This is a genomic window from Pseudoalteromonas sp. T1lg75 (assembly GCF_002964705.1).
In the GTDB taxonomy this organism is placed as follows: domain Bacteria; phylum Pseudomonadota; class Gammaproteobacteria; order Enterobacterales; family Alteromonadaceae; genus Pseudoalteromonas.
Genome location: NZ_PQCD01000015.1, coordinates 104,473 through 120,469, shown reverse-complemented (window position 1 = coordinate 120,469; position 15,997 = coordinate 104,473). Strand labels below are relative to the sequence as shown.

The 15,997-nt window shown below is 50.4% G+C and carries 18 protein-coding genes; 3 read left to right on the top strand and 15 right to left on the bottom strand.

Annotated features, from left to right (window positions below; translation table 11 throughout):
* Positions 1-41 precede the first annotated feature (41 nt).
* A complete protein-coding gene (locus C2M36_RS03210) occupies positions 42-941 on the top strand; it encodes a phosphoribulokinase (protein WP_105187972.1) in 900 nt (299 codons plus the stop codon).
* Between the two features lie 17 nt (positions 942-958).
* Here C2M36_RS03210 and speD read toward each other — a convergent pair whose 3' ends face one another.
* From speD to rpe, 11 genes are all read right to left on the bottom strand, one after another.
* A complete protein-coding gene (gene speD / locus C2M36_RS03205) occupies positions 959-1,765 on the bottom strand; it encodes an adenosylmethionine decarboxylase (protein ID WP_105253672.1) in 807 nt (268 codons plus the stop codon).
* Positions 1,766-1,860: 95 nt separating this feature from the next.
* Positions 1,861-2,268, bottom strand: coding sequence for an OsmC family protein (locus C2M36_RS03200; RefSeq protein ID WP_105253671.1), 408 nt, complete (start codon positions 2,266-2,268; stop codon positions 1,861-1,863).
* Positions 2,269-2,361: 93 nt separating this feature from the next.
* Positions 2,362-2,730 (bottom strand): DUF3802 family protein, encoded by a 369-nt coding sequence (locus C2M36_RS03195; RefSeq protein ID WP_105253670.1) that lies wholly within the window; start codon positions 2,728-2,730, stop codon positions 2,362-2,364.
* Between the two features lie 122 nt (positions 2,731-2,852).
* Positions 2,853-4,322: a succinylglutamate-semialdehyde dehydrogenase gene (astD, locus tag C2M36_RS03190; RefSeq protein WP_105253669.1), complete on the bottom strand. Its 1,470-nt coding sequence runs from the start codon at positions 4,320-4,322 to the stop codon at positions 2,853-2,855.
* 12 nt (positions 4,323-4,334) lie between these two features.
* A complete protein-coding gene (gene astA / locus C2M36_RS03185; RefSeq protein WP_105253668.1) occupies positions 4,335-5,354 on the bottom strand; it encodes an arginine N-succinyltransferase in 1,020 nt (339 codons plus the stop codon).
* A gap of 106 nt (positions 5,355-5,460) precedes the next feature.
* Positions 5,461-6,660 (bottom strand): aspartate aminotransferase family protein, encoded by a 1,200-nt coding sequence (locus C2M36_RS03180; RefSeq protein ID WP_105253667.1) that lies wholly within the window; start codon positions 6,658-6,660, stop codon positions 5,461-5,463.
* 353 nt (positions 6,661-7,013) lie between these two features.
* Positions 7,014-8,174 (bottom strand): HDOD domain-containing protein, encoded by a 1,161-nt coding sequence (locus tag C2M36_RS03175; RefSeq protein WP_105253666.1) that lies wholly within the window; start codon positions 8,172-8,174, stop codon positions 7,014-7,016.
* A gap of 10 nt (positions 8,175-8,184) precedes the next feature.
* The gene (locus C2M36_RS03170) at positions 8,185-8,766 is read right to left on the bottom strand and encodes an anthranilate synthase component II (RefSeq protein ID WP_105253855.1); all 582 of its coding nucleotides are present in this window, start codon (positions 8,764-8,766) and stop codon (positions 8,185-8,187) included.
* Positions 8,767-8,835: 69 nt separating this feature from the next.
* Complete coding sequence (trpS, locus tag C2M36_RS03165) at positions 8,836-9,840, bottom strand: tryptophan--tRNA ligase (protein ID WP_105253665.1); 1,005 nt, start codon at positions 9,838-9,840, stop codon at positions 8,836-8,838.
* A gap of 16 nt (positions 9,841-9,856) precedes the next feature.
* Positions 9,857-10,519, bottom strand: a complete 663-nt coding sequence (gene gph, locus C2M36_RS03160) for a phosphoglycolate phosphatase (protein WP_105253664.1) — start codon at positions 10,517-10,519, stop codon at positions 9,857-9,859.
* On the bottom strand, positions 10,516-11,190 hold the full coding sequence (rpe, locus tag C2M36_RS03155; RefSeq protein WP_105253663.1) for a ribulose-phosphate 3-epimerase: 675 nt from the start codon (positions 11,188-11,190) through the stop codon (positions 10,516-10,518). Before rpe ends, gph begins: the two co-directional genes overlap by 4 nt.
* Positions 11,191-11,447: 257 nt before the next feature.
* On the opposite strand from rpe, the gene C2M36_RS03150 reads away from it, so the two are divergent.
* Positions 11,448-11,756 (top strand): hypothetical protein, encoded by a 309-nt coding sequence (locus C2M36_RS03150; RefSeq protein ID WP_105253662.1) that lies wholly within the window; start codon positions 11,448-11,450, stop codon positions 11,754-11,756.
* 12 nt (positions 11,757-11,768) lie between these two features.
* Positions 11,769-11,948 (top strand): DUF2970 domain-containing protein, encoded by a 180-nt coding sequence (locus tag C2M36_RS03145; RefSeq protein ID WP_105253661.1) that lies wholly within the window; start codon positions 11,769-11,771, stop codon positions 11,946-11,948.
* Here C2M36_RS03145 and C2M36_RS03140 read toward each other — a convergent pair.
* The 4 genes from C2M36_RS03140 to aroK all read right to left on the bottom strand — a co-directional run bounded on the left by C2M36_RS03140 (position 11,904) and on the right by aroK (position 15,795).
* Positions 11,904-12,782: a Dam family site-specific DNA-(adenine-N6)-methyltransferase gene (locus C2M36_RS03140; protein ID WP_105253660.1), complete on the bottom strand. Its 879-nt coding sequence runs from the start codon at positions 12,780-12,782 to the stop codon at positions 11,904-11,906. The two genes, C2M36_RS03145 and C2M36_RS03140, sit on opposite strands and share 45 nt — an antisense overlap.
* Positions 12,783-12,887: 105 nt before the next feature.
* Positions 12,888-14,186 carry an AAA family ATPase gene (locus C2M36_RS03135; protein WP_105253659.1) on the bottom strand — a complete coding sequence of 433 codons (1,299 nt, stop codon included), beginning with the start codon at positions 14,184-14,186 and terminating at the stop codon, positions 12,888-12,890.
* Positions 14,186-15,256 (bottom strand): 3-dehydroquinate synthase, encoded by a 1,071-nt coding sequence (aroB, locus tag C2M36_RS03130; protein WP_105253658.1) that lies wholly within the window; start codon positions 15,254-15,256, stop codon positions 14,186-14,188. The genes C2M36_RS03135 and aroB overlap by 1 nt, the downstream gene beginning before the upstream one ends.
* A gap of 20 nt (positions 15,257-15,276) precedes the next feature.
* Positions 15,277-15,795: a shikimate kinase AroK gene (gene aroK / locus C2M36_RS03125; protein WP_105187988.1), complete on the bottom strand. Its 519-nt coding sequence runs from the start codon at positions 15,793-15,795 to the stop codon at positions 15,277-15,279.
* Between the last annotated feature and the right edge of the window lie 202 nt (positions 15,796-15,997).

The following is a 15,997-nucleotide window of genomic DNA, read 5'->3' as shown; positions in this document are numbered from 1 at the left end:
CCCTTTATAAAGGGTATTTGAGTTAACAAACGATTAATCTTATGTCGGCCAAACATCCCATTGTCGCGATTACCGGTTCTTCAGGTGCTGGCACTACCACCACCACCAATGCCATTAAGCATATTTTCCGCAGCCTAGACGTCAATGCCGCATTTATCGAAGGCGATAGCTTCCACCGCTATACCCGTCCCGAAATGGATAAAAAAATACGCGAAGCAGAGCAACAGGGCCGGCATATCAGTTATTTCGGCCGCGAGGCCAATGATTTTGCCGCCCTTGAAAAGCTATTTACCAACTACGGTGAAACCGGCAGCGGCAAGGTCCGTCGTTATCTACACACCTTCGACGAAGCCGTACCCTACAACCAGCTACCGGGAACCTTCACGCCCTGGCAGGATTTAGAAAGCGGCACCGACCTGATGTTCTATGAGGGCTTACACGGCGGTGTGGTGGATGAAGAGCATGACGTGGCTAAACATGTTGACCTCTTGATTGGCATGGTGCCCATCATCAATCTAGAGTGGATACAAAAACTGATCCGCGATACCTCGGAGCGAGGCCATTCCCGAGAGGCGGTCATGGACTCCATACTGCGCAGCATGGATGATTATGTTAATCACATCACCCCGCAATTCTCGCGCACCCATATTAACTTTCAGCGCGTGCCCACCGTCGATACCTCCAACCCTTTTAGTGCCAAAGATATCCCCTCGCTGGATGAGAGCTTTGTGGTGATCCGTTTTCGCGGTATCGACAGCGTCGACTTCCCTTATTTTCTACAGATGATAGATGGCAGCTTTATGTCGCGAATGAACACACTGGTGGTGCCCGGTGGTAAGATGGGTTTGGCGATGGAGTTGTTGCTGACGCCGCTGATCAAAGAGTTGTTAGTTAAAAAGCGTGCCTTAGAGCATTTAGCACCAGCCGATTTACCTATCTAGCTGGTGCTCTAAGTGACTTATGCGTCAGGAAGGTTACGACCGTAGAAGATCTCCTGGATCTCGCGGTTTAAACGCTCACGGATTTCTTCCTGCTCGCTTTCTTCAAGCTCATCGGTGGTAACACCGAACAAGTAAGTATTGAGATCCGTTTCCTTAAGCATCATCTTGGTGTGGAACAGGTTTTCCTGGTACACATTCACGTCCATCATCTGATACAACTCTTTGGTATCGTCGGTCATGTAATTCTGAATCGAATTAATGGCATGGTCGATATAATGCTTCACACCGTTCACGTCACGGGTAAAACCACGTACACGGTAGTCGATGGTTACCACGTCCGACTCCAACGAGTGGATCAGGAAGTTCAACGCTTTTAGCGGCGAAATAATGCCACAGGTCGACACTTCAATATCGGCACGGAAGGTACAAATACCATCGTGTGGGTGCGACTCCGGATAGGTGTGCACACAAATATGGCTTTTATCCAAGTGCGCAACCACAGACTCGGGCAAAGGCCCCGGCGTTTCTTCGCTGTCAAAGCTCTGTTCGTCTACCGGTTCTTCCGAGATCAGAATAGTTACACTGGCCCCTTGAGGGTCGTAATCCTGACGGGCAACATTAAGAATATTGGCGCCAATAATGTCAACGACTTCACCAAGAATGTCCGTAAGACGATCAGCACTGTATTGCTCATCAATATATTCGATGTATTCTTTACGCTGTTGCTCTGTTTTTGCATAGCAAATATCGTAAATACTAAAACTTAAGCTTTTGGTTAAGTTATTAAAACCATGGAGCTTAATTTTATCAAAGGGCTTGTTCACTATAAACCAACCTCAAACCTAGTCACAAAAGCCACTCAGGGACTCAAAAAAGAGCGCGGATTTTAGCCCAATTTGGTCCCCTTAAAAAGCACTTTTTAAACGATTTCTTGTACTTCAAAACTATGGGTTATTTGCACCGACTTTTCCAGCATAATTGCCACCGAGCAATATTTATCTGCGGACAGGGATACGGCACGCTCAACATGCTTCTCGCTCACCTCAGTTCCGGTCACAATAAAGTGCAAATTAATCTTGGTAAACACCCGTGGTGTAGTCTCAGCACGCTCTCCACTGAGCTGTACCTGCACACCCGTTACCTGCTGGCGTGCTTTTTTTAGAATGCTCACTACATCCACCGATGAACATGCGCCGGCCGACATTAATACCATTTCCATTGGCGATGGCGCCTTAGGATCACTGCCGGTATCAAACACCACGTTGTGGCCAGAATGTGAAGTACCGATAAAGGTGTCGCCCTCGACCCACTTTACGTTTGCTTGCATGTTAACCTCGTTGTTTAAATTAAAATCTCAGCGATTGTAAAGCAGCACGCCGATGATGCAAACCCACATTTATCACTGCTGCGATGATTGCGCCTAAGCGCAGGATGAGCTGTTATCAAGCCCGGCGGCAATGGCATTATCGAAGAGGTTTTTGACCAAGCCGGCAAATTCATCGATAAAGGCACGCTGCTCTTTGGTCACCGGCTGATTCACCACTCGGCTCAACACCTCCTGCAGGTCATAGACGATGCCATCCACCTCACGAACTATCTGCCCGCGTTGCTCGGTATCTAGCCCACTGTGCTGCTGACACAGCAGCATCACATGCTCGGCTATCACGTCCTCTATTAAGGCCATAACGCTCGGCGCATTCGCTTCCACCACTCCGGGCTTTTCAAATAAGGCTAAATTTTGTGTTAGGTACATGATCAGTTCATCATACCCGGGTTGCTCGACTACCATTAAGCACCTAATTCTTATAAGAAATGTTCTAGATTTAACCAGAAAGCCCAGGCAAAAGCCAGCGTGCCCCAAAAAGACAAAAAGCAGCCTAAGCTGCTTTTTCATTCATTTAGAATGCGCTCTTAATCCAGGCTTAGGCCCGGACTTAGTTTTTCCGGCAGGGTAAGCTGCTCTAGCTCGACCGAGGCAACCGGGTAGGCGCAGTAATCGGCGGCATAGTAGGCACTCGCTCTGTGGTTGCCCGAGGCGCCGATACCACCGAAGGGTGCCGCACTTGAGGCGCCGGTGATAGGACGGTTCCAGTTGACGATACCGGCACGAATACGACGCAAGAAGTATTCATAATCCGCTTCGTTATCACCCAGTAGGCCGGCAGACAAACCATAGGCGGTATCGTTGGCTTTCTCGATGGCGCTATCGAAGTCGGTGTAACGGAAAACCTTAAGCAGTGGACCAAAGTGCTCGTCATCCGGGAAATTGCTTACCGAGGTACATTCAATAATACCCGGAGTAACAAAGCCGGTGCCTGCGGTATGGGTAAGCTCTAGCAAAGGCTGAGCACCCAGCTCAATGAGCTGCTGCTGCGCCGCCACCATGCCCTTGGCCGCCGCCTCGGAGATCATCGAGCCCATAAACGGCTGCTCGGCGGCGTCATAGTCTCCAACCTTGATGTTTTTAGTGGCGCTAAGCAGCTGCGCCAAAATGGCATCACCCAACTCGCCTTCAGGCAAGAAGAGCTTGCGCGCACAGGTACAACGTTGGCCACTGGAAATAAACGCCGACTGGATAATATCGTGCACCGCCGCCTTGATATCGCTCACATCTTTAACGATAAGCGGGTTGTTGCCACCCATTTCCAAGGCCAGGATTTTGCCCGGCTGACCGGCAAACTGCTCATGCAGGATATGACCGGTGCGCGATGAGCCGGTAAAGAATAGACCATCGATACCTGGGTGTGACGCCAAGGCCTTACCGGTTTCAACTTCACCCTGTACCAGGTTGATGACACCATCGGGCAGACCCGCTTGTTGCCATAGCTTCAAGGTAAACTCGGCTACTGCCGGAGTCAGCTCCGATGGCTTAAACACCACGGTATTACCCGCCAATAGCGCAGGTACAATGTGACCGTTAGGCAGGTGACCTGGGAAGTTATAAGGGCCAAATACCGCTACCACACCGTGGGCACGATGACGAATAACGGCTTTACCTACCGGCATGGCATTTTCTACCGTGCCGGTACGCTCCTGATACGCTTTTTCTGAAATCGCCACCTTACCCACCATGGCGGCGGCTTCGGTGCGCGTTTCCCATAGCGGCTTACCGGTTTCTTGGGCGATAATAACCGCCAGCTCTTCGCTGTTCGCCTTAAGCTGCTCGGCGAAGGCCTGTACTACGGCTAGGCGCTCGGCAAAGCTTTTATCCGACCAAGGGATAAAAGCGGCACGCGCCGCCACAACGGCGTCATTGACCTGCTCTGCGGTGGCGCTGTTGGCCTGCCAAAGCTGTTCGTTGTTAGCCGGGTTTACCGAGCTAACCGCATGGCCTTGGCCCGCAAGCCACTGACCATTAATAAATTGTGCTGGATGAGACATAAATATGACTCCTTATAATGCTGCCACGCACACCTGATCGCCGCTCTGTACTTTGAGCGCATCGGCGGTGCTTTGCGTTAAAATAATTTCGGCGTCATCGCCACCATCAAGATCTACCTCAATCACCAGGGCTCGGTAGTCTTCGATGCTTTGATTGGCCACCATAACCGCGCTGTCGCCCTGACTTTCACCGATCACTACGGTGCGCAGGCCGCTATTGATAATGGTACGAATATTGTCGACCTTGGCTTCCACCGTGGGACCGGCATCGAAAATATCGACATAGCCGTTAAAGGTGAACCCTTCGCTTTTCAGTAATTCAATGGCCGGACGCGTATTGGTATGCACTTGACCTACAACCTGCTGCGCTTCTTTACTCAACAAGTTGACGTAGATTGGGTATTTCGGCATCAGCTCGGCGATAAACACCTTCTGGCCGATACCGGTTAGGTAATCTGCGGTCGGGAAATCCATGCAGAAGAAATGCTCTTCAAGCCACTGCCAGAACGGGCTGCTGCCCTGCTCGTCCGATACCCCACGCATTTCGGCGATCACCGTGTCGGCAAAACGCTCACGATGTTGGTTAATGAACAAGAAACGTGACTTCGACAGTAGCTTGCCATTAAATTTTTGCCGATATTTTTCCTTCAGGAACAGCGTACACAGTTCGGTGGCGCCGGTGTAATCGTTACACAGGGTAAGGATATCAACCGCCTTGTACACCCCTAGGGTGCGTGACGAGTGGATCACCTTGGAGAGATGGTAGTGATAAAAGGCATCATCCAAGCCCACCGCAGCTTCAATGCCACAGGTGCCGGCAATTTCGCCGGTTTCGCTATCTTCTAGAACAAACAAGTAGCCCTCATCACCGGCTTTTGCGGTCGGCTTAGCGAAGGATTCAATAGAACGGGTGATCTTATTCTGCAACAACTCTTCATTCAGTGGCAGCGAAGTAAAACCATGCCCCGACTCCTCGGCAATAACGAGCAGCTCTTGATAATCTTGTTGTCGGATTGGGCGAAGAACCATCATAGATCCGCTTACTCCCTAAAGGTTAAAACCATAACAAGCCAGGCACCGCCCACGCGGCACCGGGCTTCTAATTGACCGGCGTAATCATTACGCCGCAGTGAAGTGCTTAAACTAAGCTGGCAACCGCTTTTTCAAAGCGCGCCATACCTTCGCGAATGTCTTCTTCGCTGATCACCAATGACGGGGTAAAACGCACCACGTCGGCACCGGCAACCAGTGACATCAAACCTTGCTCCATGCTGGCAACAAGGAATTCACGGGCACGACCCTTGAACTTATCGTTCACTACCGCACCGATAAGCAGGCCTTGGCCACGTACTTCACTGAAAACATCGTACTTAGCATTGATGTCATTTAGAAGTTGCTTAAATAATGCTTCTTTTTCTTTTACGCCATCAAGAACAGCACGGTCGTTAATGGTGTCGAAAGCGGCTTCTGCTACTGCACACGCCAGCGGGTTACCGCCATAGGTTGAACCATGGGTACCCGGCTTAAGGTGTTTAGCAATCTCTTTGGTCGTTAGCATGGCACCGATTGGGAAACCACCGCCCAAGGCTTTCGCCGAGCTCATGATGTCTGGAGTGATACCCAGCCCCTGATAAGCATAAAGCTCACCGGTACGGCCAACGCCCGTTTGTACTTCATCGAAAATAAGGAGTGCATTGTGCTTATCACACAGCTCTCGAACGCCCTTCACAAAGTCGTCTTCAGGAGCGATGATACCGCCCTCGCCCTGCAGTGGCTCCATCATAACCGCACAGGTATTGTCGTCGATCAGCGACTTGAATGTTTCTAAGTCGTTGTAATCACAGTGCACGATGTCGCCCGGCTTAGGACCAAAACCGTCCGAATAAGCAGCCTGACCACCCACGGTTACGGTAAAGAAGGTACGACCGTGGAAGCCCTTGTTAAAGGCGATAATTTTTGATTTCTGTGCGCCGAAGTTATCAAGCGCCCAGCGGCGGGCGAGTTTTAATGCTGCTTCGTTAGCCTCGGCACCCGAGTTAGCAAAATAAACTTGCTCGGCAAAGGTGGCGTCGGTCATTTTTTTGGCTAAACGCAGCGCCGGCTCATTGGTCCAGATATTCGACAGGTGCCAGATCTTCTCGCCCTGCTCTTTTAATGCAGCAACCAGGGCCGGATGGCAATGGCCTAAACAGTTAACCGCAATACCACCGGCAAAGTCGATAAACTCACGACCTTCCTGGTCCCATACTCGGGCACCTTCGCCGCGTACCGGGATCACTTCCGATGGGTTGTAGTTAGGGACCATTACTTCATCAAATAAAGCGCGATTAACTGTCATCTTATTTCCTCATTGAGTCTGGCGTTAAGGGAGAGGCCGAGCGCGAGTCTGGGGACCTTAGAGCCGATGCGACACCCTTAACAAGGCTATGAAATCCGCCTTAGTGGCGACGGACAAAGCACTACATGAATACCCTCATTATTTCAGAAAAAGCCCATAAAGTCTCATGCAAAGCTTTCATGCAGACCGCGTAAACACAGGCATTGAGGGTAGATTTTCACCTTGAGTGAATAACTATTTTGGCGTGATTAAGGGAGAAGCCATATAGCGCGAGTAGCGGCCGTCAAAGGGCATGCTGAACGGTATTTGAATGAATATACGTAAAAAATTTACAAAATATTTTCAGCAACGACTTATTTTGCATCAATTTGCTGGGTCAAACCGCTAAAATTGATAGTTGCTAAGTGGGTGAGTTGCGAATGTTTGAGGCCCAGATAGCTGAACCATAACTGCCGCTCGTCGGCTGCAAGTAATTGATGTTGCTGTAACCAATGCGCCTGACAATAGCCGTCGGCCTGCACTAGAATTTTGGCCACACCACTAAGTTGATGCGGTTCGACCAGGGCCAGGTCATCGAACACGGCGTTCAGGTTGAGGTGCTCTAAGCCCATTTTTTCGATTAAGCGCCGAGTGACCTCCAGGGCCCGCTCGCTAAAAAGGTTACGCAAATAAAGGGGGTCCGGCTCTATGGCGAGCAGCGCATCATGCAGGGCTTTTTTGCCTTCACCGTGGGCCAGACTCACCTGATGTTGCCAAATCTGCTGAAATATACGCAGATAAAGACGCGTCAGCGCCACCTTACCCAGCTCCATTAAGAGTGCCCCCACATAGGCGGCATAGCTGTTTTGCTGCTCCAGTTCGGCCAGTTCAAACGCGCAGGTAGCGCGGCTCAAGGCCGCATCGCCGAGCTTACGCTTCAGCAGGGGAAAGGGTTCACTGCTATGAGGAAGCCAATGGCGCAGGGCAAATTTGGGCAGGGTCCACTTCAGTTTTTCCAGGCCCAGATAACGCAAGGCCAATGCCGGAGTATCAATTTTTACCGCGCGCTCATTGGCGTCCTGACGCAGGTGTGATTGATTCACCAAGGTGACTAATTCCCGAGCCAACCAGCTCAGGTGCTTCACCAAGGGTTCTAAACGGTTAATGCTGGCACCCTTACTGGCAAGCAGATCAATCAGTGCCACCGCCGCATCTTCTATGCCTAACACCTGGGTGTAAAGGTGATCGAGCTCATCGAGTTGTGCCTCAATTTCTTCTTCAATTAAGGCATGTAAGTTAGTGTTCACCTTCGCTCGTAACACTTCTAACTTTGAGCTGGTCTTTTGCCTTTGCGCCAAGGCGACCTGCTCCACCGCCAGCAAGGTACGCTGTAACAGGGGCTCCCCAGGTTGACCATTCATGGCTGTACTCAAGCCCAGTTGCTGCTGGGCGAACCCATGCCCCAGCAATAGATCATTGCCGCGTCGCTCTAGGGCGCTAATCTGCTGACTGACTTGCTGTGCGTGAGTTTCCATGAGCGGGTCGTTAATGAGCGTCGATAAAGTGTTTTAACATGTCCAAGCCGTGCGCCGTTAAAATGGCTTCCGGGTGAAATTGAATCCCTTCTAAGGCCTTATCGCTATGCAATAGCCCCATGATTTCGTCCAGCTCTCCCTGCTCGTTCTCGGTCCAGGCGGTAATTTGCAATTCACTGGGCAAGGTCTCGGGCGCCACCACCAAGGAGTGATAACGGCATACCTCAATGCGTTCATCTAAGCCGCTAAAAACGCCCTGTTGCGTGGTACGTATCATTGAGGTTTTACCATGCATCACCTGTTTAGCGCGCACCACCTCAGCGCCCAGGGCCTGGGCTATAGTCTGATGGCCCAGACACACACCCAGGATGGGAATAGCGCCTTGAAAGCGGCGCACTACGTCAAGACAGATACCGGCTTCATTCGGACTGCACGGCCCGGGAGAAAGCACGATATGCTCGGGCTTGAGCGCTTGAATATCGGCCAGGGTGAGCTCGTCATTGCGTTTAACCAAAACTTCCTGGTCAATACGCTGGAAATACTGCACCAAGTTAAAGGTAAATGAGTCGTAATTGTCGATCATTAATAACATGGAATCTTCCACTAAAAAGCCAAGCATTATCGCGCTTGGCTTTGATTTACTCTCTCACATCCCTAACGCTTAGGGACGTGGAATAAAGCCAAGGGCATCGTATACCGCCTTCAAGGTAGGCTCGGCTTTGGCTCTGGCTTTCTCGGCGCCACTGCGCATAATCTGCTCCAAGAGCGTCTGATCAGCACGGATCTCTTTAAAGCGCTGTTGAATCGGCTCGATCATGGCCACCACCGCATCGGCGGTGTCCTTTTTCAGGTGACCATACATCTTGTCTTCGTACTCGGGTACTAGGTCATCGATAGAACGCTTGGTTGCTACCGATAGTAAGGTCAACAAGTTTGATACGCCCGGCTTTTCTTGACGGTCAAAGTAAATACGTGCCTGCTCGTCAGAGTCGGTCACCGCTTTTTTCAGCTTTTTCTCGATCTTCTTCGGCTCGTCCAGAAGCATGATGTAACCGTTTGGATTTTCATCCGACTTGGACATCTTCTTCAACGGGTCCTGCAAGCTCATTACCCGGGCACCAAACTCAGGAATATACGGCTCTGGCAGCTTAAACACTTCACCGTAGAGGTTGTTAAAGCGCGTGGCAATATCTCGGGTCAGCTCCAGGTGTTGCTTTTGGTCTTCACCCACAGGCACCTGATCTGCTTGATACAGGAGGATATCGGCCGCCTGTAACACAGGATAGGCAAACAGGCCGACATTCACGTTATTGGCGTGCTTGGCCGACTTATCCTTGAACTGGGTCATGCGGTTAAGTTCGCCCATTTGCGCGTAACAGTTCAATACCCAGGCCAGTTGCGCGTGCTCCGGCACCTGAGATTGCACGAATAACGCTGCTTTTTCCGGGTCAATGCCGCAGGCTGCATAAAGGGCCACACCGTCTAGCACGCGCGAGCGCAACACTTCCGGCTCCTGGCGAATGGTGATGGCATGCAGGTCAACCAGCATAAAGTAACTTTCATGATGCTCTTGCAAGCTAAGCCACTGGTTAATGGCGCCAACATAATTGCCGATTGTCATACCACCTGTTGGCTGAATGCCGCTTAACACTACTGGTTTACTCATGATGTTCCTTTATTGCTTATCGATTAATGGCGGTGATTATATCTAAGAATTGGTCACAGAGGTACTGTGGATTGTACTGGCGCAGATCCTCACCTTGGTGATAACCACGGGTCAGTGCCAGAGCATCCATCGCCGCCGCTTGTGCTGCTAACAAGTCCGATTTCGAATCCCCTATCATTAGACACTGCGAAGGGTCTGCGCCTAGCTGTTGGCATGCCTTAAGCAGGGGCTGGGGCGATGGCTTTTTCTCACCATCATCGCCACAGACAACCGCCTGAAAATGACTGGCAATCCCTAGCTGTTGGAGTAACGCCTCGGTAAAACATCGGGCCTTATTAGTGACCAGGGCCTTGGGCGTTGTGGCAAAGGCCGCCAACACGGTTTCAACATGAGGATAAAGCTGCGAGTACTGCCCCAACACGGCAAGGTAGTGATTGCAGAACAGCTCGTTAGCACGGCTAATTTCCTGCTCCGTTAGCAGCGGATTTGGCTCCATATCGCCGCTGAGCGCGCGCACGACCAACTTATCTATGCCATTACCGACAAACTGGCTGACCATGGCATGGGTGATCACCGGACGGGCGAGGTCGGTGAGCATTAAGTTCACCGCCATATACATGTCTGGCACGCTGTCAACCAAGGTGCCATCAAGATCAAATATCAGTGCTTGGTATTTCACTGGGCTACCTTGGCTAATTCGGCACGCATTTGCTCGATCACAACCTGATAGTCGGGCTGGTTAAAAATAGCCGAGCCGGCTACAAACATATCCGCACCGGCGGCTGCCACTTCGGCAATGTTATCCACCTTTACGCCACCGTCGACCTCGAGGCGAATATCGCGACCACTGGCGTCTATGATGGCACGAACCTGCTTAAGCTTTTCCAACGTATGAGGAATAAAGCTCTGACCGCCAAATCCAGGGTTTACCGACATCAACAAGATAACATCAAGCTTATCAATCACATGCTCAATAATATGCAGGGGCGTTGCCGGGTTGAATACCAGACCTGCCTGACAACCATGCTCTTTGATCAGAGCCAGGGTACGATCCACATGCTCACTGGCCTCGGGATGGAAGGTAATAATGCTGGCACCGGCCTTGGCAAATTCGGGGATCAGGCTATCAACCGGTTTCACCATCAAATGCACATCAATTGGCGCGGTGATACCATAATCTCTCAGCGCCTTACATACCATGGGACCAAACGTCAAATTAGGTACATAGTGATTGTCCATCACATCAAAATGCACCACATCGGCACCGGATGAGATAACTCGCTCTACGTCTTCACCAAGACGGGCAAAATCGGCGGAAAGGATCGAGGGCGCGATCAGGTAGTCTTTCATAATACTGCTCCTTTGAACGGGGCCTATACTTTAACGAAAAATAGGCATTTTTGTTAGCGTATGTTTATCTTTGCGTAGGATTACTTCGATCTCTGTGAGTTATTAAGAAACAAAACGTTAACGGCATCCTGTTAACATAAAATAAACATTACACCCTTGTTTTTAAAGTAAAAAGTTTAATTATTTCTAAAAGTTCAGTTGTTTTTTTGTACAACTTTGAGTAAGCTCTAGGGACTACTTATGGATCGGAGAAGGATATGTTGTTAGGGCTGAAAAAACATACGTTGTTAGCAGGTGTTACTACTGCTGCTGTCATTGTTGGCACCTATGGCATCCAATCTGGCTCCTCACTAAACTCTGACACTTACAGCCAATGTATTTGTGATACAAATGGTTACGGCGAACGCACGCAAGATTGCGCTAACCCCGAAGGGGAGCAATCCTGGTATTCTTGGTTCGCAGGCGATAGTCGCAGTGCCCAGTTTCATTACTTAGACTTGTTGGAATTACTTAGTCGTAATGACAACAAGGAAAACGCACGGCAATTCTCCAGCCGCTCTTACTAAGCAGACAGGCTTATGTGGTCACAAATTCAAACTGTGGTCGCGGCTTTCTTTGGTGTACAAAGCAACGCCAAGCGTCAACAAGACTTTAGCAATCATAACCCCAAGGTCATCATCGCCCTTGCCATAGTGCTGTTTATTCTCTTTGTCTTAGCCGTGTTTGGCTTGGTTCAACTGGTATTGGCGGCCGGATAAATACATCGCCATCAGCTCGTTCACCTTATTACGGCCATTGCCTTTGGGACTAATGGTGCGTTTTACCCGCAACACATCAATATCCGCCTGCTCATAGATCTTTCGTGTCCACAGTGTATCGTGGTTGGAGATCAGCACCGAAGTTTGCTGGGTACCGGCGGCGTACTCCGCTAGGTTGGCCAGGTTAGCCTGATCGTCCAAGTTAAAACCGCCCTTGGCATAACTGGTAAAGGAGGCTGTTTTACTGAGCGGCACATAGGGAGGATCGCAATACACCACGGCATCTTGCGGTAATGAGGCAAAAACCTCGCGGTAGCTTAAGCAGGTAAAAGTGGCTTGCTGCGCCTTTTCGGCAAAAAAGTACATTTCCGCTTCGGGGAAATAGGGCTTCTTATATTTTCCAAAGGGCACATTAAAAATGCCTTTGAGGTTATAACGGCACAAACCGTTGTAACCATGGCGATTCATATAGAGGAATAAAATGGCGCGCTCATAAGCGTCACGGCTTTCGTTAAAACGTGCCCGTAAGCCGTAGTACACATCGGCGTCATTATTGAGATCGGTAAACAGCTTGCGCGCATCGCTAACAAACTCATCCGGAGCATGGGCCAATTCTTTATAGAGGTTGATAAGATCGGCATTAATATCATTAAGCACATAATGCTTAAAGTTGGTATTAAGAAATACCGAGCCGGCGCCCACAAAGGGCTCAACGAGCGTAGATGCAGAGCCACCGGTGAGCTCTTGAGCTTGATCTAAACGCTTGGCGATATCTTCGACCAAACTGTATTTGCCGCCCGCCCATTTCAGGAAAGCACGGGTTTTCTTTTGCATCTATTCTACTAGCTCATCTATCGAGGTTAATTATTATCTTACTCCCAGTGATAGCATATGCGTTTCCTCATGTGTTATCACATACGCCTGGGTCAACGCCAAATTCTACCGCAATTCTGGGGCTTGTGGCGAGTTTATCTCCGCTTTTATCTTTGCTATTTGTTTGCCGTAAGGCTGTGCGCCATCAATTTTTGCGCGTATCGCCCTTAACTGCTGATCAAGCTGTTCTTTGGGTACAGCCTGTGCCCAGGTAACAATATGCCAGCCTTTATCGGCGCGATAATAATGGTGCACCTCATCTATAAGCTGGTGCTGGCGAATATAGGCCTCGATTTGTTGCGGTTGCGACATAATGGTCAACTGCCACACCCAAAGCTGTTCGTCCTGAGCTAGATACCATTGATGATCGAATGGCAGCTCTGTCTCTGTCGCCTGAGGTTCTGCATCCAGGTCTTCGCTCTTCGGCGTGTTAAGTGCCTCTGGGCTCTCTAAGGCCAGGAGTACGGCGGCCGCATTCGTGGACTCGGTACTGTGTTTATCGCTGGGTGGCTCATCAACTTCTACCGGCGCTTCCAATTCGGGCTCTGCCAGGTCGGCTGACACTGTGTGGGGCAATGGCGTAGAAGCAAGGACCGCAGTGGAAACCCTGCTGTCGGCCAATACCTCAGCGGGCTGCTCCCCCTCGCTTGCGGCACTGGGCCAATAACGATAGCCAAGCCCAAGGGCCAGTATCAGCACCACACCTATCGCCGGAGCCAGCCACCACCATAGGGAGGTTTTCGGCGTCTGCGTTGGCATTTGCTGCTCATTTTGCCATTGCAATAATAACGCTGGGTTGCCACTACATTGACGCAAAAACTCTGCAAAAACAGGGTCTTCTGGACGGGGTAACTGCCCATAAAAGTAACCTAACAGGCGCTCGCTCTCATGCCCGGATAAAGGCTCCAAGTGGATATCTATGGCCTCGCTGAGCAACCCAGCTTGCGATGACGCACAGAGAATATAGAGGGTTCCCGGTGCCGAGCGCGCCAGATAGTGCAACTCGGCGATAAACTCTTCCGACAGCTGTTTGGCGTTATCAAACACCCATAAAAGCGGCCGCTCGCCCTGCTCCTCGAGCAGACGCAAAAAGTTCTCGCGCAGTGGCAACGCCAAATCGATCAACGGCGACGCAAAGCTATGCTCTAGCACTTGGGTTTGCAGCTGGTCATCGCTGCTGTGTGCGGTAACTTGAATATACGCCTTATAGAAGGACTCATAGTGGTCGGTAACGAAATGTTCCAGCAGGTAGCTTTTTCCTAAGCCACTGCCGCCCACCAGGTGAATAAGGTTTTGTCCATAGCTGAACTGTAAGGCGATGCGCTTCGCCAGCGCCGCCCGTGATGGCAGAATTGGCGATTGCATTAGTGGACGAGCAAGGTCTCTAGCTCGGCGTCGCTGACATCGTCGACCAGCTCACAACGTCCGAACTGACTTGGAAGAATAAAGCGGATACGACCAGCTTTGTTTTTCTTGTCCTTGCGCATATGAGTAATAAACTGCGCAGGGGTCATATCATCGGGTATTTGCACTGGCAAATCATAAGCTTGCAGCAGAGCAATAATGCGCTTAAGTTCGCCTTCAATGAGCTTGCCACGGCTGTGCGCCAACTTCGCCGCCAACACCATGCCGACCGCGACCGCTTCACCATGAAGCCAGGCGCCATAACCCATTTGTGCCTCAATGGCATGCCCAAAGGTGTGGCCTAAATTAAGCAAGGCCCTTAGCCCGGCTTCCTTTTCGTCTGCCGCCACTATCTCCGCCTTAATGGCACAACAACGTTGGAGCACCCGAGGTAAGAGCTGTGCATCCAGCGCTTTGATTTCTTCGACATTGCGCTCAAGCAACTCGAACAACTCGAGATCGTGGATCAAGCCGTATTTAATGACCTCGGCCATACCGGCGGCGAATTCTTTGGCAGGTAAACTTGCCAGCGCAGCGGTATCGATAAACACCGCCTGCGGCTGATAGAAGGCGCCGATCATATTCTTGCCCAGCGGGTGATTAACAGCGGTTTTTCCGCCCACGGATGAATCAACCTGGGATAACAAGGTTGTGGGGATTTGCACAAAAGGCACGCCACGTTGATAACAAGCGGCCACAAAACCGGTAAGATCGCCAATCACCCCGCCGCCCAGGGCGACTAAAGTGGTGTCGCGACCACAATTATGCTCAAGTAAAAAGGCATTAATACGCTCAAACCACTCCAATGTTTTGTATTGCTCACCGTCGGGCATTACGAACACAAGAGGATCATTATCTGCCAGGCTGGCAATCAGGGTGTCGAGGTATAAAGGGGCAATGGTTTCATTGGTAACGATAACTGCGCGACGTTCGCCCACATATTGCTGCAAGCGCACACCGTCGCACATTAACTCGTTACCAATAAAGATGGGATAACTGCGCTCACCGAGTTCAACATTGAGTTCCAGCATGCGCAATTCTCCTTGGATATTTAGAAGTTAAGCTTCTCGATGATTTGGTTAGCCACGACTTTCGCGCTCTGCTCATCGGTACGCACAACAAAGTCGGCGATTTCTTGATATAGCGGATTACGCTCTTCGGCTAGACGCTCCAGCACGTGTTGCGGCGCTTCTTCTGTTTGCAGTAGCGGGCGTCGTTTATCACGCTGGGTACGAGCGACTTGTTTTTCAATTGGGGTCTCAAGGTATACCACGATACCGCGTGCAGACAGTTTGTTGCGTACTTCTTTACTGACTACTGAGCCACCACCTGTTGCTAATACGATACCCTGAAGCTCGGTTAGATCTGTGATCACCGCTTCTTCGCGACGACGGAAACCGTCTTCGCCTTCGATATCAAACACCCACGCGATGTCGGCACCGGTACGGCGCTCAATTTCGTTATCCGAGTCATAAAACTCAAGGTGTAGTTGGTCTGCAATGTGGCGACCAATTGTGCTCTTTCCGGCCCCCATAGGACCCACTAGAAATATATTACGTTTCTCAGCCATATCTTTTAGTACAAACGAACTCTAAAATTTGAAATAAAACCCCGCCTCGCGACTGGCCCCAAAATTCAAGGGGGAGATTATCTCAGTAATTTATGCCTGTTTTCAAGCATAATACTGCAAATAATCACAGTGGGCGGTCGGTCAGTTAAATAGCAATCCATAGTCTTAGGCGGTGTGCCGGGCTGACCATGGATCGTTATTT

Bases quoted from the DNA above. Each gene is read 5' to 3' on its own strand.
- C2M36_RS03200 (WP_105253671.1), bottom strand. From the start codon at position 2,268: ATGCAAGCAAACGTAAAGTGGGTCGAGGGCGACACCTTTATCGGTACT.
- C2M36_RS03170 (WP_105253855.1), bottom strand. From the start codon at position 8,766: ATGTTATTAATGATCGACAATTACGACTCATTTACCTTTAACTTGGTG.
- rpe (WP_105253663.1), bottom strand. From the start codon at position 11,190: ATGAAAGACTACCTGATCGCGCCCTCGATCCTTTCCGCCGATTTTGCC.
- C2M36_RS03150 (WP_105253662.1), top strand. From the start codon at position 11,448: ATGTTGTTAGGGCTGAAAAAACATACGTTGTTAGCAGGTGTTACTACT.
- C2M36_RS03145 (WP_105253661.1), top strand. From the start codon at position 11,769: ATGTGGTCACAAATTCAAACTGTGGTCGCGGCTTTCTTTGGTGTACAA.
- C2M36_RS03180 (WP_105253667.1), bottom strand. From the start codon at position 6,660: ATGACAGTTAATCGCGCTTTATTTGATGAAGTAATGGTCCCTAACTAC.
- C2M36_RS03140 (WP_105253660.1), bottom strand. From the start codon at position 12,782: ATGCAAAAGAAAACCCGTGCTTTCCTGAAATGGGCGGGCGGCAAATAC.
- trpS (WP_105253665.1), bottom strand. From the start codon at position 9,840: ATGAGTAAACCAGTAGTGTTAAGCGGCATTCAGCCAACAGGTGGTATG.
- astD (WP_105253669.1), bottom strand. From the start codon at position 4,322: ATGTCTCATCCAGCACAATTTATTAATGGTCAGTGGCTTGCGGGCCAA.
- aroB (WP_105253658.1), bottom strand. From the start codon at position 15,256: ATGCTGGAACTCAATGTTGAACTCGGTGAGCGCAGTTATCCCATCTTT.
- C2M36_RS03195 (WP_105253670.1), bottom strand. From the start codon at position 2,730: ATGGTAGTCGAGCAACCCGGGTATGATGAACTGATCATGTACCTAACA.
- C2M36_RS03135 (WP_105253659.1), bottom strand. From the start codon at position 14,186: ATGCAATCGCCAATTCTGCCATCACGGGCGGCGCTGGCGAAGCGCATC.
- C2M36_RS03210 (WP_105187972.1), top strand. From the start codon at position 42: ATGTCGGCCAAACATCCCATTGTCGCGATTACCGGTTCTTCAGGTGCT.
- C2M36_RS03175 (WP_105253666.1), bottom strand. From the start codon at position 8,174: ATGGAAACTCACGCACAGCAAGTCAGTCAGCAGATTAGCGCCCTAGAG.
- aroK (WP_105187988.1), bottom strand. From the start codon at position 15,795: ATGGCTGAGAAACGTAATATATTTCTAGTGGGTCCTATGGGGGCCGGA.
- astA (WP_105253668.1), bottom strand. From the start codon at position 5,354: ATGATGGTTCTTCGCCCAATCCGACAACAAGATTATCAAGAGCTGCTC.